This window comes from Cobetia sp. 14N.309.X.WAT.E.A4 (genome assembly GCF_030397495.1).
Lineage (GTDB): Bacteria > Pseudomonadota > Gammaproteobacteria > Pseudomonadales > Halomonadaceae > Cobetia > Cobetia marina.
In genome coordinates this window covers 105614-126939 of the sequence record NZ_JAPNXT010000008.1, presented here as the reverse complement: position 1 = coordinate 126939, position 21326 = coordinate 105614, and the positions used below count along the sequence as shown (strand labels likewise).

Below are 21326 nucleotides of genomic sequence, written 5' to 3'. Positions count from 1 at the left end.
TGCGGCAGATTCCGTGCACCAGCCAACGGCTGGTCGAGGGATCAGTGGCTGCTGCGCGGCCAGTGCTCCAGCATGTCCGCCAGCAGGCCGGCAGGCGCCTCTTCGGTAATCACCGCACGCCCGATACGCTCGAGCAGGATCAGACGCAGACGACCATCGACATTCTTCTTGTCCAGCTGCATGTGACGCAGGAAGTCCTCGACCCCCATGTCCTCCGGCGCTTGCAGCGGCAGACCGGCCTTGCCGATTACCTTGGCGATACGCTCGACATCGGCACTCGACAGCCACCCCATGCGCGCCGAAAGCTCAGCGGCCATCAGCATGCCGGTGCCGACGGCTTCACCGTGCAGCCAGACGCCATAGCCCTGGTCCGTTTCGATGGCATGCCCGAAGGTGTGGCCGAGGTTGAGCAGTGCGCGCACGCCCTGCTCGGTCTCATCCTGCGCCACGACATCCGCCTTGATCGCACAACTGCGGCGGATGGCCTCTCCGAGCAAGGTTTCATCCAGCGCCATCAAGGCCTGCATGTTGTCTTCCAGCCAGCTCAGGAAGCTTTCATCCCACAGCAGGCCATACTTGATGACCTCGGCCATGCCCGCCGACAGCTCACGCTGCGGCAATGTCCTGAGGCTTGAGGTATCGATCAACACCAGTCTCGGCTGCCAGAAGGCACCCAGCATGTTCTTGCCGCGCGGATGATTGACGCCGGTCTTGCCACCCACCGAGGAATCCACCTGCGACAGCAGCGTGGTCGGCACCTGGATGAAGGCCGCCCCCCGCTGATAACAGGCGGCGGCAAAACCGGTCATGTCGCCGATGACTCCCCCACCGAGGGCGATCAAGGTGCAACGACGATTGAAGCCGGCCTCGAGCAGGGCATCCCAGATCAGACCGATACTGGCCATGTGCTTGGTCTGTTCGCCATCCTCGAGAATCACCTCTCGAATATCCAGACCATCGCCAAGTGATGCCTTGAGCGCCTCCAGATACAGTGGCGCCACCACGGTGTTGGTGACGATCATCACCTGACGACCGGCGAGATGCTCACGAATGAGGTCTCCTCGCGCCGTCAGGCCCGGGCCGATGTGAATGGGGTAACTACGCTCGCCAAGTGCGACATCGAGACGATGAGCGGGAGCCAGGGACATGATGATTCTCCTTGCGGCGAAACGAATGACGGCGCCTGAATGTAAGCGAGAGCCAGACTCCCCAGGGGAGTCTAGCCATGCACGTGGAGCGGGTCTGACAATGCCTTGAGCCGGCGCCGGATCTCGTTGGTGACCGCACGCGGGCTGCGTCGATCGGTACGCACGATGATATCCGCGGTGTCGCGATAGAGAGGGTCTCGCAGCTCGAAGAGACGCTTGAGCACCCGCCCCGGGTCATCCTGCTGGAGCAGAGGACGATTGCGGTCACGTCCGGCACGCTTGAGCTGCTGCTCGACCGGAGCATAGAGATAGACCACCGTGCCGCGCTCTCGCAGCACACGCCGGTTGGCTTCGGCCATGATGGCACCACCACCGGTGGCCATCACGACATCGGACAGCGAGGTCAGCTCGTCAATCACGGCCTGCTCGCGCCCGCGAAAGCCTGCCTCGCCCTCGACATCGAAGATCCAGGGGATGCTGGCACCGCAGCGATCTTCGATCACGTGGTCGCTATCGCAAAATTCACGATGCAAGTCGGCCGCCAGCAGGCGGCCGATAGTGCTCTTGCCGGCCCCCATGGGGCCGACAAGGAATACGTTGGGAATCACATGCATCAGCGCACCGCCAGGCCGTCCTCGATGATCTTCGGGGTAATGAATACCAGCAATTCTACCTTCTCGTTGGACTCTTCGGTATAGCGGAAGAGATTCCCGATCACCGGCAGATCCCCCAGGAAAGGTGTCTTGAAGACGCTGCGTATCTGTTCAGAGGTCAGAATACCGCCCAGCACCACCGTCTCGCCATCATTGACCAGCACCTGAGTCTCGATTTCATTGGTATCGATGGCCGGCTCGCCATTGAAGCTGTCATCGGACACATCGTCATTGTTGATCAACAGATCCATGATGATGCGGTTGTCCGGCGTGATCTGCGGCGTGACCTCCAGCGCCAGCACCGCCTCCTTGAACTCGATGTTGGTCGCGCCGCTGGAGGTCGCCTCCTCGTAGGGAATTTCCTGACCCTGCTTGATGACGGCCTTCTTCTGGTTGGCGGTGATGATCTTGGGCTGGGAGATGGTCTGGCTCTTGCCTTCGCTTTCCAGCGCCGAAAGCTCCAGATCCAGCAGGATGTCGCCGGACAGGTAACCGAAGCTGAAGGTGCTGCCCGGATCACTGTCGTCACCCAGATTGACGCTCAGGCCACCGTCACTGGTCGTGCCGGTCGAGGCGCCTTCCAGGCCGAACTTGCCGTTGCTGCTGTTGGAAAGCCCCCAGTTGACACCGATTTCACTCGACACGCTGCTGCGCGCGATCACGATGCGCGCCTCGATCTGGACCTGACGCACCGGAATGTCGAGATACTCGAGGGTACCGCGAATGGACTCCAGAGTGTCGCGCGTGTCCTGGATCAACATGGTGTTGGTACGCTCATCCACCATGACACGACCGCGCTCGGAGAGCAGGCCGATACCGCCTTCACCGCGCAGCAATGCCGCCAGGTCCGCCGCCTTGGCATAACGCACCTGTATGTACTCCGTCGTCAGGGGCGCCAGCTCCTTGACCTGCTGATTGGCTTCCAGCTCCTTGCGCTCAAGTGCCGCCAGCTCTTCCGCCGGCGCGACCATCAGCACGTTGCCCATGCGGCGACTGGCAAGGCCATTCGACTTGAGCACCAGGTCCAGCGCCTGATCCCAGGGCACTTCCTTGAGGTTCAGGGTCACGTTGCCGGTGACGTTGTCACTGGCCACCAGATTGAGCCCAGTGAAGTCCGCGATGATCTGCAGCACCGAGCGCACTTCGATATTCTGGAAGTTCAGCGAGATCTTCTTGCCGGTGTACGGGAACTTGTCCTTGATCCGCTCCGCCTGCTCTTCCCGTGTCAGCGGCTTGACCTCAAGCACCAGCTCGTTGCCGGCCTGGGTGGCCAACTGGGTGTAGTAGCCATTGGCATCCACCACCAGGCGCACACCATCACGAGTACGCTGCGGGTCGATCCTCGAGACCGGAGTCGCGAAATCACCGACATCCAGCACCTGATTCAGCTCTGGCGGCAGGGCGACACCCTTGAGATCGATATAGATCTTGCGGCCACGCTCGGTCACACGAGACTCGACATTGGCGCGATTGAAGTTGACCACGACACGCCCTTCCCCCTCACTGCCCCGACGGAAATCGATACCACTGACGGAAGGCTCCGCCGCGACTTCCAGTCCGCCACCCTGCTGCTGCGGCTGCGCGGACTGGCCTGACGCGGCGGCGGCCACCGGACCGCCCTGCTCACCGACGATGACATAGAGGCTATTGCCTTCGGTACGCGTCACATAGGGACGGGTCTGGCTGAGCTTCATGACCAGGCGCGTACGCGAGCCGGCCTCCAGCGCCACCAGCTCCTCGACCCCATTGAGGCCGAGCTCGAAGCGGCGCTTGTCCAGCTGACTGCTGGTATCCATGAGATCGATGGTGATACGCGGCGGTGTCTCGATCCGGTATCCCTTGACCTCAGGCACCCCGCCGGCGAAATCGAGCTTGAGCTCCATCCGATCGCCACCCAGCGAAGTGAATTCCAGATCCTGCAGCGTGGAGGCCGCCTGCGCCACACTCGCCATCAGGCTGCCGAAAGCCGCCAACCCCAGCAGACTCATTCGTTGCAATCGCGTCATGTTCCCTTGTCCCCTGTCTCGCTGCGGCTCCGCCCAGCCATTGAAGCTGATCGCGCCTTATTCTTGTCGAAGCATTATGGTGTCGGTCATCGACCGCTCATCTTCCGTGACGATTCTGCAGACAGCGCCGCCAGCACGCGCTAACCGCTGGCATCTGCCGGTTGAGTCAATGCCATGGCGCGGGTTCGTTCGATCCAACCGCCCTGACCGTTGGGCACGATTTCCACCAGGTCCAGCTGAGTATCACCGATGCGAATGATGCGGCCGAAATTGCTCCCCATGTGTCCGCCGACACTCACACGCTGCACCTCCTGCTCCGGCGTCAAGATCAACGCCGAGCGACTGCCGTCCACATCCAGGGTCCCCACCATGCTGAGCTGCTCCATCGGCCAGGCCTCAAGAGGCTCGCGGGGGCGATCCAGATCCGGCCGCACGCCATTGTCCACCATGGCGAGCTCCTCCTCCGGCTCCGGCAGTCGCGACTGGAAAGGACTGCGAGCATCTGCCATGTCGTACGTCACGGGATGATACTCGGGCTGAGGCGGCAGGTCCTTGACCTGCCCCGTCGGCCGCTCTCTGAGCGACTCGAGCTCGCTCTCCAGCGCAGGCAGCTGCGGATCACCACAACCGGCCAGCAGTGTCAGCAACATCGCACCACCCAGCACGACATGCTTGCGACGTGTCGTCAGACTCATCATTTACCTCCCGATGGCAACGGTGCGCCTTGGCGGTAGTTGTAAGTCTTGGCCAGCAGCGACAACTCCAGGTCTTCACCCTGCGAGACCGGTGTCAGAACGAAGTCATGCAACGTCACGATACGCGAAAGCCCGGCGACCCCAGACACGAAGGCGGCAATGCGGTGGTAATCGCCGCGCACCTTGATATCGAAGGGCTGCTCGACGTAGAAATCGCGATTCTGGGCCGGCTTGAGGCGAATGTATTCCACCTCCAGCTGGTTGTTGATGGCCGTCTCGCTGATGTCATCGAGCAGAGCCGGCACTTCGGCATCGGTCGGGAGCATCTCGAGCAGCTGTTCCATGCGCGTCTCCAGCTCGGCCATCTGCTCACGCATCACGGGCAGATTGGCCGCCTTGAAGGCCTTGGTCTCGAACTGGCTCAGCAGCTGACGTTCCTTGGCCTGCAGGCGCTCAAGATCCTCGGCCTTGGGTGCCGCAAGGAACCAGTGGGACGCCCAGAACAGGGCACCAAAGACGATCAGCACCAATACCACCTGCAAGGTGACGGGCCAGATACCCGCCTCCTTGAGGTCGAGATCCTGGAAGTCCGTCGACTTGAGACGACGCACTTCGGCATTGAGGAAACTCATTTCCGACCTCCCTGCCTGGCGGCCTTCGTATCGGCAGCACTGGTAGCGACAGCCGTCGGTGTCTCGGGAATCATGATATTGAAGCTGCGACGATCATCGTCGCTGCTCTGTACGTCGGACAGTGTCGGCGTACCGAAGACATCCGATGCCGCAAGCGTGCGCATCAGACCGGACACCTGACGCGTATTCTCCGCGATGCCGTTGGCCTTGATCTGACGTCCGCTGCGACTGATGCTCTGGTACCAGGCACCCTCGACCAGCGTCGCAACGAGCTGATTGAAGACACGTACCGTTTCCGGGCGCGAGAACTGCAGACTGCGAATCAGCTCGATCTGCGCCAGCATCTGGTCACGCCGACTCTCGATATCCTCGACTTCCTTGATATCGCGATTCAGCCGCGCCATTTCCTTCTCGATGAAGGCATGTCGCTGCTTCTGCGCCTCGAGCTGGCTCTGGTAATACTCGCTCATGCCAAACCCGGCTCCCACCCCCACCACGGCGGCCAGCGCCAGAATGCCGAAGAAGCGCTTGCTGCGCTTCTCGCGACGCTCCTCACGCCACGACAGCAGATTGATCTCGATGGTCATGAGCGCTTCCTCATCGCAAGCCCGCAAGCCGTCAACATCGCAGGGGCATCACCGGCCAGCGCCTGGATGTCGACTCGAGGGTTGACGCTCATGTGCGTGAAGGGATTGGCCATGATCACTTCCAGTCCGGTGTGCCCTGCCAGCGACTCACGTAATCCGGGAATGGCGGCGGTCCCTCCTCCCAGCAGAATGCGCTGGACCTCACGACGCTTGCCGGCGGTGTAATAGAGCTGCAGGGAGCGCGCGATCTGCTGCACGAGCGTGTCACGGAACGGATCCAGCACTTCACTGTCATAGGTGTCCGGCAGACCACCGCGCTTCTTGGCCAGACCCGCTTCGTCATTGGAAAGATCGAAACGGTTCATGATCTCGTCGGTCAGCTGACGCCCCCCGAACACGGCATCCCGGCTGTAGACGATGCGACCATTCTGGATGACATGAAAAGCCGTCATGGTGGCACCGATATCGACGACCGCGACGCACTCTTCATTGTCGTAGGTAGGGGGGAGCTGGTGGCGCAATTCACCGAAGGCACGCTCCAGCGAAAAGGTCTCGACATCGACCGCTGACGGCTCAAGGCCGGCCTGCTCGAGCGCGGAGGTGAGCTGATCGACATCCAGGCTGCGACAGGCCACCAGCAGCAGATCCTGCTGATCAGGGTTGCGGGCATTGACCCCCAGATGCTGGAAGTCGAACGCCACGTCATTGAGCGGGAAGGGAAAATGCTTCTCGGATTCGAGCGCGATGCGCTGCTCGATCTCGTCATCGGCCAGATTGGTCGGAAAGCTCAATGTCTTGGTGATGGCGGCACTGGCCGGCACCGCCACGACGGCTCGTCGCGAGCGCGGCTGGGCCTGCTCGACCGCGCGCTTGATCGCCAGCACGACTTCATCCATGTCGCGGATGCGCCGCTCGACGACTGCGCCTTCCTTCAAGGGGCGCACCGCGTAGCTATCGATCTGGTATCGATTTCCGTGTCTGGACAGCTCCAGGAGCTTGACGGTCGCCGATGTGATATCGACGCCAATCAGTCCCTTGCCGGCGGATTTGAGTCCCAGCAATTGGCATTCCCCTGCTCTGATGACGACCCCGTCTGACTGGCGGGCCGCCGCTTCCCGTGCGGCACCGCCGCGGCACCCTCTTCTGCTGAGAGGTTACATTATGTTTCGCAGAATAACACAACAGACGCGCAAGACAGGGTTCAACGCTGGCCGCATCTGGACCCGCTACTTATAATGCCCCAGCAATGGAATTGCCAATCCCCCCGCAGCCACCCGCCTTTCATTACCCACGGACCCTGTCTTGCCCATGAAGCTATTGAGACGACTACTTTCGCCAGTGTTCTGGCTGCTGCTGTCACTGTGTGCTGCGGGATTGCTGGCCATCGTCGGCGCCTCCCTGTATTTCGCACCTGGCCTGCCCGATGTTCACCAATTGCAGGATACCAAGCTGCAGACGCCGCTGCGCATCTACACCCGTGACGGCAAGCTGATCGGCGAATACGGTGACCAGCGCCGCATCCCGGTCACCTTCGACGAGATCCCCGAGACGTTTGTGGACGCCCTGCTCGCGGCCGAGGACAGCAATTTCTTCTCGCACCCGGGCATCGACCCCAAGGGCCTCGCGCGTGCCGCCGTCCAGCTGGCTTCCAGCGGCAGCATCCAATCGGGCGGCAGCACCATCACCATGCAGGTCGCGCGCAACTACCTGCTGACGCTGGATCAGACGTTCACGCGCAAGATTCGCGAAATCCTGCTGTCACTGCAGATGGAGCAGATCCTCTCCAAGCAGGAGATCCTAGAGCTCTACGTCAACAAGATCTTTCTGGGCCATCGCGCCTACGGGATCGCGGCTGCGGCACGCACCTACTATGACAAGTCTCTCGATGAACTGACCCTGGCGGAGCAGGCCATGCTGGCAGGCCTGCCCAAGGCCCCCTCCAGCTTCAACCCGCTCACCAACCCTCAGCGCGCCCTGATCCGTCGCAACTGGATCCTGCTGCGCATGAAGGAACTGGGCTACATCGAGCCTCAGGCCTATGACGAGGCCGTCAAGGCACCGATCACCGCGGCACGCCATTACACGCGGCCGGAAGTCGAGGCGCCCTATGTCGCAGAGATGGCCAGAAGCTTCGCGGTCGATCGTTTCGGTGACAAGGCATATACCGACAATGTGCGCATCACCACGACGCTGGACAGCAAGCTGCAGCCGCAGGCTCGCGATGCCTTGATCAAGGGCCTGATCGACTATGACACCCGCCATGGCTGGCGTGGCGTGGAGGAATCCGGTATCGCGGCGTCACTGGCGGAAGCTCAGGACCAGACCGATCAGGCCGGCCTCGAAGAAGAGATCTCTCGCTCTCCCGAAGTGCTGGAAACGGCCAGACAGGCCGCCCAGAAGAGCGAGAAGCGCATCGAGGGCATCGACCGCGATGTCTCCAACTGGCTGAAAGTGCTGGATCGCACGCCGGACTATGGCCCGCTCGAAGCCGCCATCGTGGTGGAAAATGATGGCAAGCAGATGAAGGTCCTGCTGGCAGACGCCAGCCTGGCCACGATTGGCTGGGACGGCCTGAAATGGGCTCGCGAGTACAAGAGCTCCCGCTGGCGCGGTGGTGTACCCGGCTCTGCCGCCGAGATCGCCAAGGTCGGCGATCTGGTACGCGTCATCAAGGAAGATGATGGCTATCGCCTGGGTCAGCTGCCGGATGCCCAGTCGGCCATCGTTTCACTGGACCCGGAAAGTGGCGCTATCCTCGCACTCCAGGGCGGCTTCAGCTATTCCGCCAGCAAGTTCAATCGAGCGATTCAGGCACGTCGTCAGGCCGGCTCCATCTTCAAGCCGTTCATCTACCTCTCGGGGCTCGAGCAGGGCGGCATGTCACCGGCGACCATCATCAACAATGCTCCGGTGGTCATGCAGGATGGCAACAAGGTATGGCGCCCGGAGAACGCCGGCGGCAAGTTCACTGGTCCGACCCGGATCCGCGTTGGTCTCTATCGCTCCCTGAACCTGGTGTCCGTGCGACTGCTGCAGACCGTCGGTCTCGAGAAGACGCTCGACTTCCTCGTCAAGGTGGGCTTCAAGCGCGAAGAGCTGCCCAACGGCCTGTCACTGGCACTGGGCAGCGCCTCGCTGACACCGCTGGAAATGGCCCGTGCCTACGCCGTACTCTCGAACGGCGGCTTCCGTGTCGAACCCTGGTACATCGACACCGTCACGCGCGGTGACGACGAGACCGACTACGAAGCTCATCCGGCCGTCGCCTGCGCCAACTGCACGCCGGGCATGGTGACCGTCAATCGTGATGGCCGTCAGTATCCGCTGGCCGAGCGCATCGCCTCGCCGGAATCCATGTACCTGATCCGTGACATGATGGAAGACGTCATCAAGCGCGGCACCGGCCGTGGGGCCCTGACGCTTGGTCGCGATGACCTGGCCGGCAAGACAGGGACCACCAATGACCAGCGTGACGCCTGGTTCTCCGGCTTCAACAGCAAGCTGGTCGCGACCGTCTGGGTCGGCAAGGACTCCAATGACACCCTCGCCGAGTACGGTGCCCAGGCCGCGCTGCCCATCTGGGTCGACTACATGCGTGGCGCCCTCAAGGGCATGCCATCCGCCAGGATGGAGCGCCCCGATGACATCGTGAGCGCGACCATCGACCCGGAGTCCGGCAAGCGCCTGCACAGTGGTCAATCCGGCGGCGTCAGCGAGCTGTTCCGCAAGGACAATCTGCCGCCCTACAAGGAACGCACCATCCGCAAGGAGCTGGAGCAACAGAGCGGCTCAGAAGGTACTGGAACTTTCGAGGCCATCTTCTGATCTGAAGCAGGTCACCTGCGCCCGTCCACACCGCGCGCAGGGAGGTGAAAGAAGAGCGGCCCATGGTCGCTCTTCTTTCATCCATCTGGCCTCGCTGTCCTTCAATGCCCCCTTTCACCATGCCCGGAGTCCGCATGCTTCACCCATTGCCCACACTGCGCATGACCCTGCTGCTGTGTCTGGCCCTGAGCCCGCTTCGCGAGGCCAGTGCCGATGATGACCTCTTCTACGCTCCCCCCGCCGCCAGCGAGGATTCCGAGCCATTCAGCGGTCAGGCCGAGCTGGGCTTTACCAAGCTCTCCGGCAACTCGAACAGCGAAACCTTGCTGGGCAAGGCCCGCCTGTCCTGGCACCTCAAGCCCTGGACCCATACCTTCCGCATGGAAGCCAAGCATGTGTCCAGCAGCGGCGAGACCACCACCGAGCAGTACCTGATCGGTCAGCGTGAGCGCTATGACCTGGGGCGTGATCGCTATGCCTTCGGGCTGCTGCGCTGGGAGAAGGAGCGCTTCTCCGGCTATGACGATCAAGTCACCTCCATCGGGGGGTACGGGATTCGCCTGCTGTCAGGCCCTGAGCACAATCTCTCTGTCGAGGCGGGTCCGGGCTATCGCTACGACAATATCACCGAGGGGGATCACGAGAACTATCTCCTCGGTTACACGGCCATGGATTATCGTTGGCAGCTGTCTGATACCTCGAATTTCGAGCAGCAGTTCTCGGTGGAGGGTACCCGGGACAACATCATCAGCCGCAGCTATACCGCACTGACCGTCTCCATCAATTCCAGCCTGGCCTTGAAGCTCTCCCACGAGATCAAGAACAACACCAGCCCGCCGGATGACACGGACGCCAAGACCGACACCACTACCGCCGCCTCGATTCTCTACAGCTTCTAGTGCGCCACTGAAAGTTGTTGGACAGACAGCAAAAAGCCCTCGCCGGACATCTCCGACGAGGGCTTTTTCTTCAGCACCCCGCAAGCGGGGCTCGATGACGCTTAGCCGTAGACCTGATCCGCATTGGTCAGCGGGTAATGCGCCGGATAGGGCTTGCGCGCGACACCGGAATCGATGGCGGCTTGCGCCACGGCAGCCGGCAGACGCTCGAGCAGACGCGCATCCATCGGCGTCGGGATGATATACCCCGGACCGAATTCGAGGCTGTCGATCTCGTAGGCATCCAGCACGTCCTGGCTGACCGGCTCGCGAGCAAGGTCCTTCAGCGCGTGAACGGCCGCCAGCTTCATCTCTTCATTGATGCGTGTGGCTCGCACGTCCAGCGCACCGCGGAAGATGAACGGGAAGCCCAGCACGTTGTTGACCTGGTTCGGGTAATCGGAGCGACCTGTCGCCATGATGACGTCCGGACGCGCTTCGCGAGCGGTATCCGGATGGATTTCCGGATCCGGGTTGGAGCACGCGAACACGATCGGCGTGTCAGCCATCTTCTTGAGCTGCTCGGCCTTCAAGAGGTTGGGGCCGGACAGGCCGACGAAGACATCCGCACCTTCGATGACATCATCCAGCGTACGCAGCTCGGTCTCGGTGGCGAACATCGCCTTGTACTGATTCAGGTCATCACGGCCGCTGTGGATCACGCCCTTGCGATCGAGCATGAAGATGTTCTCGACCTTGGCACCACTGGAGACCAGCAGCTTCATGCAGGCAATCGCGGCAGCACCGGCGCCCAGGCAGACGATACGCGCGTCTTCCAGGGACTTGCCGGCGATATCGAGTGCGTTGAGCATGCCGGCAGCGGTGACGATGGCCGTGCCGTGCTGGTCATCATGGAAGACCGGGATGTTGCACTGTTCGATCAACGCCTGCTCGACTTCGAAGCACTCCGGTGCCTTGATGTCTTCCAGGTTGATGCCACCGTAGGTGGTGTGGATGCGACGCACGGTATCGATGAAGGCCTGCGGGCTTTCCGCATCGATCTCGACGTCGACGGAGTTGATGCCAGCGAAGCGCTTGAACAGCACGCCCTTGCCTTCCATGACCGGCTTGGAAGCCAGCGGCCCGAGATTGCCCAGCCCCAGGATGGCGGTGCCATCGGAGATGACGGCGACCAGGTTGCCCTTGCCGGTATACAGGTAGGCATTTTCCGGATCGGCAGCAATCTCGCGGCACGGCTCGGCTACACCCGGGCTGTAGGCCAGCGCGAGGTCCTTGGCAGTTTCTGTCGGCTTGGTCAGCTCGATGGACAGCTTTCCGGGAATCGGTTCGGCGTGATATTGCAGTGCTGCTTTCTTCATGGCATCAGACATGCGTGTCATCCGGTATTTTAGCGGGGGTTGGCTGTGACCAGAATATAGAAAAACCCCCTCGCGAACAACCAACGCAACTTGTTGTTATGAAAGGAATTAATACGGATGTTTAAAAACTGTTTTAGCCATTCGTCTAACGTTATGGATGCCCCACTCAGTCATAAACCTTTCCTTATCACTGACGGGTCGGCGTGGCGTTTCGCCCCGCGTATCTCATGAAAATCCGCGCAATGACCGCGCGCATCCGGCGCCGGAAATGGAAATGCCTCCTGCGCAGAGGGGTGATGCGTTGGTGGCGCTGGAATAGTGCCAGCTCGGCACCAATCCCCTCACCTGCATCGAATGACAGACACAAAAAAACCCGCTCGCAAGCGGGTTTTTTCGTTGATGGCGCTGCGCGATGCACAGCGCCATGCAAGCGACAAGCAGCTGAAGGTATCAGCGCTTGATGGCAGCACCGAAACGCTTGTTGAAGCGCTCGACGCGGCCACCGGTGGTAGCCTGCTTCTGCTTGCCGGTGTAGAACGGGTGGCACTCGGAGCACACGTCCAGCGCGAAGGTCTGCTTGGAAGTGGAACCGATTTCGTGCTGCGCGCCGCAGGAGCAGGTTGCGGTCTGGCGCTGGTAGTCCGGATGGATACCCTGTTTCATGGTGTGTAACCTCAGGTCGCTGTGCACCGCCACCTGATCGATTGCCAGGCACCGTACACGGGTTTTGGATGTAACCGGTCATTCCGCCGACTCCGACGGAAGGCGACGCATTTTACCAGCCATCTGCGACAAGACCAAACTTTGTGGCGTTTATTGCCGGCAACACTCTGTAGACTGCGTGGCGTTTTCCTCTCGTCATCTCATTCTCTCTTCCTCGGATGCCTTGCGTGCCTGACACCAGCGACAAGACTGCGACTCACCTGCCCGGACGTGTACTGGGCATCGCGATTCCCGGCCCCCTGCGCGACCTGTTTGACTATCTGCCAGCACGCCAGCCACCTCGCCATGGCTGGCAGGTCGGTCTGCGCGTGCGCGTCGAGTTCGGCCGTCGCCAGCTGGTCGGGGTGATCGCGGAGCTGCGCAGCGACTCAGCCTTTCCCATCGAGAAGCTCAAGCCCGTCAGCGAGGTGATCGACGAAGCGCCATTGCCGGCCGACTGGCTGTGGATATGTCAGTTCACCGCACGCTATTACCAGCACTCACTCGGCGACACCTTCGCGCAGGCGATGCCATCACTGCTGCGCCAGGGACGTGCCCTCGAGGCACGCACCCGTGAGCGCTGGTCACTCACCGACAAGGGGCGTATCACGGAGCCGGCCAGCCTCGGCCGCGCGACCCGCCAGATCGCATTGCTCGAGCTGCTCGCTCAGCACCGTCATGGCCTGGTACACAGCGCGATCACCGCCCAGGGCTTCACCCGCCAGCAGCTGGAAACCCTGCGCAGTCGTGGCTTCATCGAATCACGTGAAGAGCCTGTCACCGGCGCCACCCCGGAGCAGGCCAGCAAGGGCGTGCTGGCCGAGCCCAGCCTGGCACTCAATGACGAGCAGGGCCGCGCGCTCTCGCGCCTGCATGAAGGCCTGAGTCGCTTCTCCCCCACGCTGCTGGAGGGCGTGACCGGCTCCGGCAAGACCGAGGTCTACCTGCAACTGATCGAGGCGGTGCTGGATCGCGGCGGCCAGGCTCTGGTGCTGGTGCCCGAGATCGGCCTGACGCCCCAGACGCTGGAGCGCTTCCGCAGACGTTTCCGCGTCCCCCAGGTGATGCTGCATTCCGGCGTCAGCGATGGCGAGCGCCTCGATGGCTTCGAGGCGGCACGCAGCGGCCGCGCGCGCATCGTGATCGGCACGCGCTCTGCCATCTTCACGCCGATGGCAAAGCTCGGGGTGATCATCGTCGACGAGGAGCACGACGGCTCCTTCAAGCAACAGGATGGCCTGCGCTATCACGCCCGCGATCTGGCGCTGGTACGTGGCAAGCAGGAAGGCATCCCGGTAGTGCTCGGCAGCGCCACGCCGTCTCTGGAAAGCCTGCGCCATGCCCGCGAAGGGCGCTTCACTCACCTGCATCTGCATCAGCGTGCCGGGCGCAGCCAACCGGCACGCCTGCACCCGATCGACCTGCGCGGCCGCATGACGCTGGGCGGACTCTCCACCCAGAGTCTGGACGCCATCGAGAAGCGCCTCGCCCAGGGCGATCAGGTGCTGGTATTCATCAATCGGCGCGGCTTCGCTCCGACGCTGACCTGCCATGCCTGCGGCTGGATCGCCGAATGTGACAACTGCGACGCACGCATGACCCTGCATCGCCATCCCCCGCAGCTGACCTGCCATCACTGCGAACGCACCCGCCCGCTGCCGGATGCCTGCCCGGCCTGCGGCAGCGGCGATGTTCGTCCACAAGGCGCGGGCACCGAGCGCACCGAAGAGCTGCTCGGCGAGAAATTCCCCGACGTGCCGGTGCTGCGCATCGACCGCGACAGTACCCAGCGCAAGGACGCCATGAGTGAAGCGCTGGCAGTGATCCGCCGTGGCGAACCCTGCCTGCTGGTCGGCACCCAGATGCTGGCCAAGGGCCACCACTTCCCCCACGTCACGCTGGTGGTGGTGGTCAATGCCGACAGCGGACTCTACGCCGCCGACTTCCGTGCGCTGGAGCAATCCGCCCAGCTGCTGGTGCAGGTCGCCGGGCGAGCCGGACGCGCCGAGCGCCCCGGTGAGGTGCTGATCCAGACCCGCCATCCGGAAGACCCCAACCTGCTGACACTGATCCAGGCCGGCTACCCACAGCTGGCCGGCGAGCTGCTGGAGGAGCGCCGCATCGCGCAGTTGCCGCCGTTCAGCCATCTGGCCTTGCTGCGCGCCGAAGCCACCGATCAGCAGCAGGTCGAGCAGTGGCTGTTGAAGGTAGGAAGCGCCCTGCGTCAGCACATCGACAGTGCCGACCTCAAGGTGGACTGCCTCGGCCCGGTACCGGCGCCGATGGAGCGCCGCCAGAATCGCTATCACGCCCAATTGCTGTTGCGCGCGGCGAAACGCGGCCCGCTGCATGAAGCCGCCGCCTGGCTGGTGACGCTCTGCGAGCAGGATCGTGACGCGCGCCGCCTGCGCTGGTCACTGGATGTCGATCCCATCGGCATGGCCTGAGTCTGGCAGGGGGACTCAGGCAGGTGTCGCCAGCTCCGATACTGAACTGACCACTATCCCGCCAGGACACGGATTGCGCCGTGATTGATCACGACGGTTTATGCAAGCCGCAGGATCGGTGATAATGCCCGCCATCGTGCAGCGACATCCGCACTCCCCCATTGCCCGCAGGCCTGATGCCTGCAACCGCCTGCTCCAGAGCACGCGGTGCGACCTGAGCCGTGAAGAGACCGATATTCCATGAAAGAGACGATCATCGAACTGCTGGGCCAGGCCCTGGATTCCCTCAAGGCCGACGGCACCCTGCCCGCCGACGCCAGCCCGCAGATCAAGGTCGACCCGACCAAGGACAAGACCCACGGCGACTACGCCAGCAACCTGGCGATGATGACGTCCAAGGCTGCCGGCATGAAGCCGCGTGAGCTGGCCGAGAAGCTGGTCGCCGCCCTGCCGGCCTCCGACGCGGTCTCCAAGGTCGAGATCGCCGGCCCCGGCTTCCTGAACTTCTTCGCCGAGACCGGGGCGGTGGCCGACATCGTGCGCCGCGTCTTCAGCGAAGGCGACCGCTTCGGGCACAGCGACGTGGGCGCCGGTGAGAAGGTCCAGGTCGAGTTCGTCTCCGCCAATCCGACCGGGCCGCTGCATGTCGGTCACGGGCGTGGCGCCGCGGTCGGCGACGTGCTGTGCCGCCTGCTGGCCGCCACCGGCCACGACGTCACGCGCGAGTTCTACTACAACGACGCCGGCGCCCAGATCAACAATCTGGCGCTCTCCGTTCAGGCACGCGCCAAGGGCCTGGGCCCGGATGACGCCAGCTGGCCGGCTGATGGCTATCGCGGTGACTACATCCGCGAACTGGCCGCCTCCTACATGGCCGGCGATACCGTCGAAGCCGATGGCAAGCAGGTCACGGGCGCCGCAGAACCTGACGATCTCGACGCCATCCGCGTCTTCGCCGTCGCCTACCTGCGCCATGAACAGGATCTGGACCTCAAGGCCTTCGGCGTCGAGTTCGACGTCTACTTCCTCGAATCCTCGCTCTACCGTGACGGCAAGGTCGAAGACACCGTCAAGCGCCTGGTCGACAACGGCTATACCTACGAAGACGATGGCGCCATGTGGCTGCGCACCACCGACTTCGGGGATGACAAGGACCGCGTGATGCGCAAGCGTGACGGCGGTTACACCTACTTCCTGCCAGATGTCGCCTACCACCTGGACAAGTGGCAGCGCGGTTTCACCCAGGTCATCAATGAACAGGGTGCCGACCACCACTCCACCGTGACTCGCGTGCGTGCGGGCCTGCAGGCCCTCAAGGCCGGCATCCCGGAAGGCTGGCCGGACTACGTGCTGCACCAGATGGTCACCGTGATGCGCTCCGGTGAGGAAGTGAAGCTCTCCAAGCGTGCCGGCAGCTACGTGACCCTGCGTGACCTGATCGAGGAAGTCGGCCGCGACGCGACCCGCTACTTCCTGGCGGCGCGACGTGCCGACTCCCAGCTGACCTTCGACATTGACCTGGCCCGCTCCCAGTCCAACGACAACCCGGTCTACTACATCCAGTATGCCCACGCCCGCGTGCACAGCGTGCTGCGCAAGGCCAGCCGTGAAGACAAGGCCTTCGATGAATCTCTGGCCATGGCGCAACTGTCCTTGCTGACCAGCGATCAGGAAAAGGCCGTGATGAATCGCATGGCCCAGTTCCCGGACGTCGTCACCCACGCCGCCAAGGTGCGGGAACCGCAGCAGGTCGCTCAGTATCTGCAGGACCTCTCCTCTGACTTCCACACCTGCTACAACGCGGTGAAGGTGATGGTCGAGGACGACGCGACCCGCAACGCGCGCCTGGCGCTGGGTCTGGCGACCGCTCAGGTCATCCGCAACGGCCTGGCCCTGCTGGGTGTCAGCGCTCCCGAGGAGATGTAAGCCATGGCTGCTCGCCGCCCCGCCAGCAAGAAGCCCGCTTCCCGTCAGGGAGCCAGCCCCCGCCGGCAGCCCGCCGCCAGTCAGAGCCGCGGCTTCCCGGGGTGGCTGTGGGGGATCGTCGGTCTGGTCGCCGGCTTCGTGCTGGCTCAGTATTTCCAGCAACAGGCGCCGCGTCTGCCGGTGGCTGCCATCGTGCCCAAGGCCAACACTCAGCAGAATGGTCAGCAGGCCGCACAACAGGGTAGCCAGCAGGACAAGGCATCGCAGAAGGACACTCCCGAAGAGAGCGGCGGCAGCATGCCGACCTTCGAGTTCTACACTCTGTTGCCGGAAACCGAGGTGATCGCCCCCAAGGTGGATGAGTACAAGTCCACTCCGCGTCCGGGCAGCGCCGAGAGCACCAAGAAGTCCGAGGCTTCGCTGACCAACTACATGCTGCAGGCGGCCTCCTTCCGCGAGATGTCCGATGCCAGGAAACTGGCCGGCAAGCTCAAGGATCTCGGCCTGCTGGCCAAGGTCAGTGACGTCAATGCTTCTGGCGGTACCGTCTGGCACCGCGTTCAGGTCGGCCCGTACAAGGACACCCGCGAGCTCAACCGCGCACAGGATCTGATGAACACCCAGGGCATCGAGCCTCTGCTGATCAAGCTGCAATGACCTCGGCATGACGCCACAGGTCAACGGGCCCGCTCACAAGTTGAGCGGGCCCGTTGCGTAAAGGGCGCCAGCCCTCTGCACAACGGGCGTCAACGCTGAGTCGCCGATGACTTGAAACCCGCATCAGCGCCCCCATTTACAGCATTCCGGTGAGATATCAGACCGCGATCCGCCACGGTGGCGGTGACACGTCGCGGCAAGCAGTGGCAATTGCCAGACTGACGACCACCACCCGTTTTACGCGACGAGGCCCTGGCCTCGTCTGCCCCGAAATGCCATGCCCGGCCCCGTTCACCTTATTCCAATCGCCGGCATGCTCTCTCAGGAGTTATCCATGACCACGATCGTCTCCGTGCGTCGCAACGGCCAGGTCGCCCTGGCTGGTGACGGCCAGGTATCCCTTGGCAACACTGTCATGAAAGGCAACGCAGCCAAGGTGCGTCGCCTGTATCGCAATCAGGTGCTGGCCGGCTTCGCTGGCGGTACCGCCGATGCCTTCACGCTGTTCGAACGCTTCGAAGCGCAGCTCGAGAAGTATCAGGGCCAGCTGGTGAAATCCGCCGTGGAACTGGCCAAGGAGTGGCGCTCCGACCGCGCCCTGCGCAAGCTGGAAGCCATGCTGGTGGTGGCCGACAAGCATGCCTCGCTGATCATCACCGGCAACGGTGACGTGGTCGAGCCCGAACACGGCGTGCTGGCCATCGGCTCGGGCGGCAACTTCGCCGAAGCCGCCGCCCGCGCCCTGATCGAGAACACCGAGCTGTCCGCCCGCGAGATCACCGAGAAGTCCATCTCCATCGCGGCCGACATCTGCGTCTTCACCAACCACAATGCCATCATCGAGGAGCTGTCCTGAGATGTCCCAGATGACCCCGAAGGAAATCGTCAACGCCCTCGATCAGCACATCGTCGGTCAGCCGGAAGCCAAGCGTGCCGTGGCCGTGGCCATGCGCAATCGCTGGCGTCGCATGCAGCTCAACGATGATCTGCGCCCGGAAGTCACCCCGAAGAACATCCTGATGATCGGCCCGACCGGTGTCGGCAAGACCGAGATCGCTCGTCGTCTGGCCAAGCTGGCCGGCGCGCCCTTCCTGAAGATCGAGGCGACCAAGTTCACCGAGGTCGGCTACGTCGGACGTGACGTGGAATCGATCATCCGTGACCTGGTCGAGGTCGCCATGAAGCTGGTGCGTGAAGAGGCCATGAAGGAAGTGCGCGACAAGGCCGAGGATGCCGCCGAGGATCGCATCCTCGATGCGCTGCTGCCGCGCGCCCGTGGCGAGGAATATGATGCGGCGGCCAACAACAGCAGCACGCGTCAGATGTTCCGCAAGAAGCTGCGCGAAGGTCAGCTGGATGACAAGGAAATCGACATCGAGCTGAGCCCGGCCAGCCAGAGCCTGGATTTCGCCACCCCGCCGGGGATGGAAGAGATGACCAGTCAGCTGCAGTCCATGTTCTCCAGCATGGGCAAGCAGCAGAAGGAAAGCCGTCGCATCAGCGTCAAGGAAGCCCTCAAGCTGGTTCACGAGGAAGAAGCGGCCAGAATGGTCAGCGATGAAGACCTCAAGAGCCGTGCCATCGAGGCCGTCGAACAGAACGGTATCGTCTTCCTCGACGAGATCGACAAGGTCGCCAAGCGTGGCGAGTCCGGCAGTGGTGGCGACGTGTCCCGTGAAGGCGTGCAGCGCGATCTGCTGCCGCTGATCGAGGGCTCCACCGTCTCCACCAAGCACGGCATGGTCAAGACGGACCACATCCTGTTCATCGCTTCCGGCGCCTTCCACCTGTCCAAGCCCTCGGACATGATTCCGGAGCTTCAGGGCCGTCTGCCGATCCGCGTCGAGCTCAATGCCCTGACCCCGGACGACTTCAAGCGCATCCTGACCGAGCCGTCCGCGGCATTGATCCGTCAGTACAAGGCGCTGCTGGCCACCGAAGGCGTCGAGCTGAGCTTCGCGGATGACGCCATCGAGCGTATCGCCCAGATCGCCTATCAGGTCAACGAAGGCACCGAGAACATCGGCGCGCGTCGTCTGCATACCGTGATGGAACGCCTGCTGGAAGAGATTTCCTACGAAGGTGCCGATCAGGCGGGTGAGCTCAAGGTCGATGCCGCCTATGTCGATGCTCGCCTGGGCGACCTGGCGTGTGACGAAGACCTGTCGCGCTACATTCTCTGACGTCTGGCGTCAGCGCCTGACCCGCGAGAAGCCCTCATGGCGGCAATCGCCACCCTGAGAGATGCCACTGACGCCCGATCCGGCTTGGCCCGGTTCGGGCGTCAGTGCATCATGCGACATAGATACGTCGACGCGCCCGAGATGTCGCTCGACGCTCCTGTTCCTTCGGTCGCCTTACAGCGTGGTGTCATGCTGGACGGCGGGCTGACACGAGGATGCCCTGATGAGCCACGACACACCTGAAGACCACGCTGCCGAGCAGGACGAACCTCGCAGCCAGCAGCGCGACTACCGCCTCAATGAGCGCCATGCCCGTGACGCCGACGAGGCCCCGGTACCGACGCGCGTGCACTATCACAAGTCGGAGCGTGAACTGGAACTGGGCTATGCGGATGGCCAGACTTTCCGCCTCAGCACCGAATTCCTGCGCGTGATGTCCCCCTCCGCGGAAGTGCGCGGTCACGGTGTCGGCCAGGAAACGCTGCAGGTCGGCATGCGCCACGTCGGTCTGGCCAACATCACCCAGAGCGGTCGCTATGCGCTGAAGCTGCATTTCGATGATGGCCACGACAGCGGCCTCTACACCTGGGAATACCTGTGGGAACTGGCCAACCGCCGCGATGCCATGTGGGCCTACTACCTGCGCCAGCTGGAAGAGGCCGGTGCCTCGCGTGAGCCGCTGGGCATTCCGCTCAATCAGCTGTAAGCCACTGATGCCAATGGGGCGCGGCAAGATGTCCGACTCGACGTCTTGTCAAAAGACAGCCCGCTGGCCAGCGGTTACAATCGAGCCACTGCGAAAGCTCACCATATTGCGCTGACGTCCCCCATGGGTGGCGTCACAACAGGGGAAGTCATGGACAAGCGTACGACTCACTTCGGTTATCAGGAAGTTGCCGTGGACGAGAAGGCAGGCCGCGTCGCGGATGTCTTCCACAGTGTCGCCGCCAAGTACGACGTGATGAATGACCTGATGTCCTTCGGCATCCACCGTCTGTGGAAGCGCATTACCCTGGAGCGTGCCGGTGCCCGTCCGGGCCAGACGGTGCTGGACATTGCCGGTGGCACCGGGGATCTGACGCTGAAGTTCTCGCGCCTGGTCGGGCCGAAGGGTCGCGTGGTGCTCGCCGATATCAACGCCTCGATGCTCAACGTCGGGCGTGACAAGCTGCTCGACCGCGGTGTGGGTGGCAATGTCGAGTATGTGCAGGCCAATGCCGAGGCGCTGCCCTTCCCTGACAACACCTTCGACATCATCACCATCGCCTTCGGGCTGCGCAACGTCACCGATCAGGCCAAGGCCCTGCGCTCCATGCAGCGCATCCTCAAGCCCGGAGGCCGCCTGCTGGTGCTGGAGTTCTCCAAGCCGGTCAATCCGCTGCTCTCCACCGCCTACGATCAGTACAGCTTCCGCCTGCTGCCGAAGATGGGCGAGATGGTCGCTGGCGACGCCGATTCCTACCGCTATCTGGCCGAATCCATTCGCATGCACCCCGACCAGAAGACCCTGGCCGGCATGATGGAAGAGGCAGGTCTCGAGCGTGTCGAGTTCACCAATCTCACCGGTGGCATCGTCGCGCTGCACCGTGGTATCAAGCTTTGAGGCTG

Annotated in this window: 18 protein-coding genes; 9 read left to right on the top strand and 9 right to left on the bottom strand. The window is 62.8% G+C overall.

Translation table 11 applies throughout. The features are described from left to right. Positions 1 to 41 precede the first annotated feature (41 nt). The 7 genes from aroB to pilM all read right to left on the bottom strand — a co-directional run bounded on the left by aroB (position 42) and on the right by pilM (position 6782). Positions 42 to 1148, bottom strand: a complete 1107-nt coding sequence (aroB, locus tag OW493_RS12275) for a 3-dehydroquinate synthase (protein ID WP_084207838.1) — start codon at positions 1146 to 1148, stop codon at positions 42 to 44. A gap of 71 nt (positions 1149 to 1219) precedes the next feature. Beyond that, on the bottom strand, positions 1220 to 1762 hold the full coding sequence (gene aroK / locus OW493_RS12270) for a shikimate kinase AroK (RefSeq protein ID WP_077377951.1): 543 nt from the start codon (positions 1760 to 1762) through the stop codon (positions 1220 to 1222). Beyond that, entirely contained in the window at positions 1762 to 3807 is a 2046-nt protein-coding gene (locus OW493_RS12265; RefSeq protein ID WP_077377948.1) for a type IV pilus secretin PilQ family protein, read from the bottom strand. Before OW493_RS12265 ends, aroK begins: the two co-directional genes overlap by 1 nt. 140 nt (positions 3808 to 3947) lie before the next feature. Beyond that, positions 3948 to 4502 carry a pilus assembly protein PilP gene (locus tag OW493_RS12260; protein WP_289864304.1) on the bottom strand — a complete coding sequence of 185 codons (555 nt, stop codon included), beginning with the start codon at positions 4500 to 4502 and terminating at the stop codon, positions 3948 to 3950. Continuing rightward, entirely contained in the window at positions 4502 to 5134 is a 633-nt protein-coding gene (locus tag OW493_RS12255; RefSeq protein ID WP_077377942.1) for a type 4a pilus biogenesis protein PilO, read from the bottom strand. Before OW493_RS12255 ends, OW493_RS12260 begins: the two co-directional genes overlap by 1 nt. Then, the gene (locus tag OW493_RS12250) at positions 5131 to 5721 is read right to left on the bottom strand and encodes a PilN domain-containing protein (RefSeq protein ID WP_271303231.1); all 591 of its coding nucleotides are present in this window, start codon (positions 5719 to 5721) and stop codon (positions 5131 to 5133) included. The genes OW493_RS12255 and OW493_RS12250 overlap by 4 nt, the downstream gene beginning before the upstream one ends. After that, positions 5718 to 6782: a type IV pilus assembly protein PilM gene (gene pilM / locus OW493_RS12245; RefSeq protein ID WP_103751454.1), complete on the bottom strand. Its 1065-nt coding sequence runs from the start codon at positions 6780 to 6782 to the stop codon at positions 5718 to 5720. Before pilM ends, OW493_RS12250 begins: the two co-directional genes overlap by 4 nt. A gap of 247 nt (positions 6783 to 7029) precedes the next feature. Between pilM and OW493_RS12240 the strand changes: the two genes are divergently transcribed. Both OW493_RS12240 and OW493_RS12235 read left to right on the top strand, forming a co-directional pair. Further along, on the top strand, positions 7030 to 9546 hold the full coding sequence (locus OW493_RS12240) for a penicillin-binding protein 1A (RefSeq protein WP_077377936.1): 2517 nt from the start codon (positions 7030 to 7032) through the stop codon (positions 9544 to 9546). A gap of 134 nt (positions 9547 to 9680) precedes the next feature. Beyond that, positions 9681 to 10445, top strand: coding sequence for a DUF481 domain-containing protein (locus OW493_RS12235; RefSeq protein WP_103751453.1), 765 nt, complete (start codon positions 9681 to 9683; stop codon positions 10443 to 10445). 101 nt (positions 10446 to 10546) lie between these two features. Here the strand turns inward: OW493_RS12235 and OW493_RS12230 are convergent, their stop codons facing one another. Continuing rightward, a complete protein-coding gene (locus OW493_RS12230) occupies positions 10547 to 11815 on the bottom strand; it encodes a malic enzyme-like NAD(P)-binding protein (protein ID WP_077377933.1) in 1269 nt (422 codons plus the stop codon). 438 nt (positions 11816 to 12253) lie between these two features. Continuing rightward, positions 12254 to 12466, bottom strand: a complete 213-nt coding sequence (rpmE, locus tag OW493_RS12225; RefSeq protein WP_077377930.1) for a 50S ribosomal protein L31 — start codon at positions 12464 to 12466, stop codon at positions 12254 to 12256. A 227-nt stretch (positions 12467 to 12693) separates the two neighbouring features. Here rpmE and OW493_RS12220 point away from each other — a divergent pair, with 227 nt between their 5' ends. From OW493_RS12220 to ubiE, 7 genes are all read left to right on the top strand, one after another. Beyond that, on the top strand, positions 12694 to 14952 hold the full coding sequence (locus OW493_RS12220; protein ID WP_240499640.1) for a primosomal protein N': 2259 nt from the start codon (positions 12694 to 12696) through the stop codon (positions 14950 to 14952). 240 nt (positions 14953 to 15192) lie between these two features. Then, complete coding sequence (argS, locus tag OW493_RS12215; protein WP_077377924.1) at positions 15193 to 16878, top strand: arginine--tRNA ligase; 1686 nt, start codon at positions 15193 to 15195, stop codon at positions 16876 to 16878. A 3-nt stretch (positions 16879 to 16881) separates the two neighbouring features. Beyond that, entirely contained in the window at positions 16882 to 17535 is a 654-nt protein-coding gene (locus tag OW493_RS12210; protein ID WP_077377921.1) for an SPOR domain-containing protein, read from the top strand. A 334-nt stretch (positions 17536 to 17869) separates the two neighbouring features. Beyond that, the gene (gene hslV / locus OW493_RS12205; RefSeq protein WP_077377918.1) at positions 17870 to 18391 is read left to right on the top strand and encodes an ATP-dependent protease subunit HslV; all 522 of its coding nucleotides are present in this window, start codon (positions 17870 to 17872) and stop codon (positions 18389 to 18391) included. A 1-nt stretch (position 18392) separates the two neighbouring features. Next, complete coding sequence (gene hslU, locus OW493_RS12200) at positions 18393 to 19718, top strand: ATP-dependent protease ATPase subunit HslU (protein ID WP_077377915.1); 1326 nt, start codon at positions 18393 to 18395, stop codon at positions 19716 to 19718. Between the two features lie 346 nt (positions 19719 to 20064). Continuing rightward, positions 20065 to 20424: a DUF971 domain-containing protein gene (locus tag OW493_RS12195; protein ID WP_240499733.1), complete on the top strand. Its 360-nt coding sequence runs from the start codon at positions 20065 to 20067 to the stop codon at positions 20422 to 20424. A gap of 150 nt (positions 20425 to 20574) precedes the next feature. Next, positions 20575 to 21321, top strand: coding sequence for a bifunctional demethylmenaquinone methyltransferase/2-methoxy-6-polyprenyl-1,4-benzoquinol methylase UbiE (gene ubiE, locus OW493_RS12190; protein ID WP_077377909.1), 747 nt, complete (start codon positions 20575 to 20577; stop codon positions 21319 to 21321). Positions 21322 to 21326: the final 5 nt, after the last annotated feature.

Bases quoted from the DNA above. Each gene is read 5' to 3' on its own strand.
- aroK (WP_077377951.1), bottom strand. From the start codon at position 1,762: ATGCATGTGATTCCCAACGTATTCCTTGTCGGCCCCATGGGGGCCGGC.
- ubiE (WP_077377909.1), top strand. From the start codon at position 20,575: ATGGACAAGCGTACGACTCACTTCGGTTATCAGGAAGTTGCCGTGGAC.
- OW493_RS12235 (WP_103751453.1), top strand. From the start codon at position 9,681: ATGCTTCACCCATTGCCCACACTGCGCATGACCCTGCTGCTGTGTCTG.
- OW493_RS12210 (WP_077377921.1), top strand. From the start codon at position 16,882: ATGGCTGCTCGCCGCCCCGCCAGCAAGAAGCCCGCTTCCCGTCAGGGA.
- OW493_RS12260 (WP_289864304.1), bottom strand. From the start codon at position 4,502: ATGAGTCTGACGACACGTCGCAAGCATGTCGTGCTGGGTGGTGCGATG.
- hslU (WP_077377915.1), top strand. From the start codon at position 18,393: ATGTCCCAGATGACCCCGAAGGAAATCGTCAACGCCCTCGATCAGCAC.
- rpmE (WP_077377930.1), bottom strand. From the start codon at position 12,466: ATGAAACAGGGTATCCATCCGGACTACCAGCGCCAGACCGCAACCTGC.
- OW493_RS12265 (WP_077377948.1), bottom strand. From the start codon at position 3,807: ATGACGCGATTGCAACGAATGAGTCTGCTGGGGTTGGCGGCTTTCGGC.
- argS (WP_077377924.1), top strand. From the start codon at position 15,193: ATGAAAGAGACGATCATCGAACTGCTGGGCCAGGCCCTGGATTCCCTC.
- hslV (WP_077377918.1), top strand. From the start codon at position 17,870: ATGACCACGATCGTCTCCGTGCGTCGCAACGGCCAGGTCGCCCTGGCT.
- OW493_RS12250 (WP_271303231.1), bottom strand. From the start codon at position 5,721: ATGACCATCGAGATCAATCTGCTGTCGTGGCGTGAGGAGCGTCGCGAG.
- OW493_RS12240 (WP_077377936.1), top strand. From the start codon at position 7,030: ATGAAGCTATTGAGACGACTACTTTCGCCAGTGTTCTGGCTGCTGCTG.
- OW493_RS12255 (WP_077377942.1), bottom strand. From the start codon at position 5,134: ATGAGTTTCCTCAATGCCGAAGTGCGTCGTCTCAAGTCGACGGACTTC.
- OW493_RS12230 (WP_077377933.1), bottom strand. From the start codon at position 11,815: ATGTCTGATGCCATGAAGAAAGCAGCACTGCAATATCACGCCGAACCG.
- aroB (WP_084207838.1), bottom strand. From the start codon at position 1,148: ATGTCCCTGGCTCCCGCTCATCGTCTCGATGTCGCACTTGGCGAGCGT.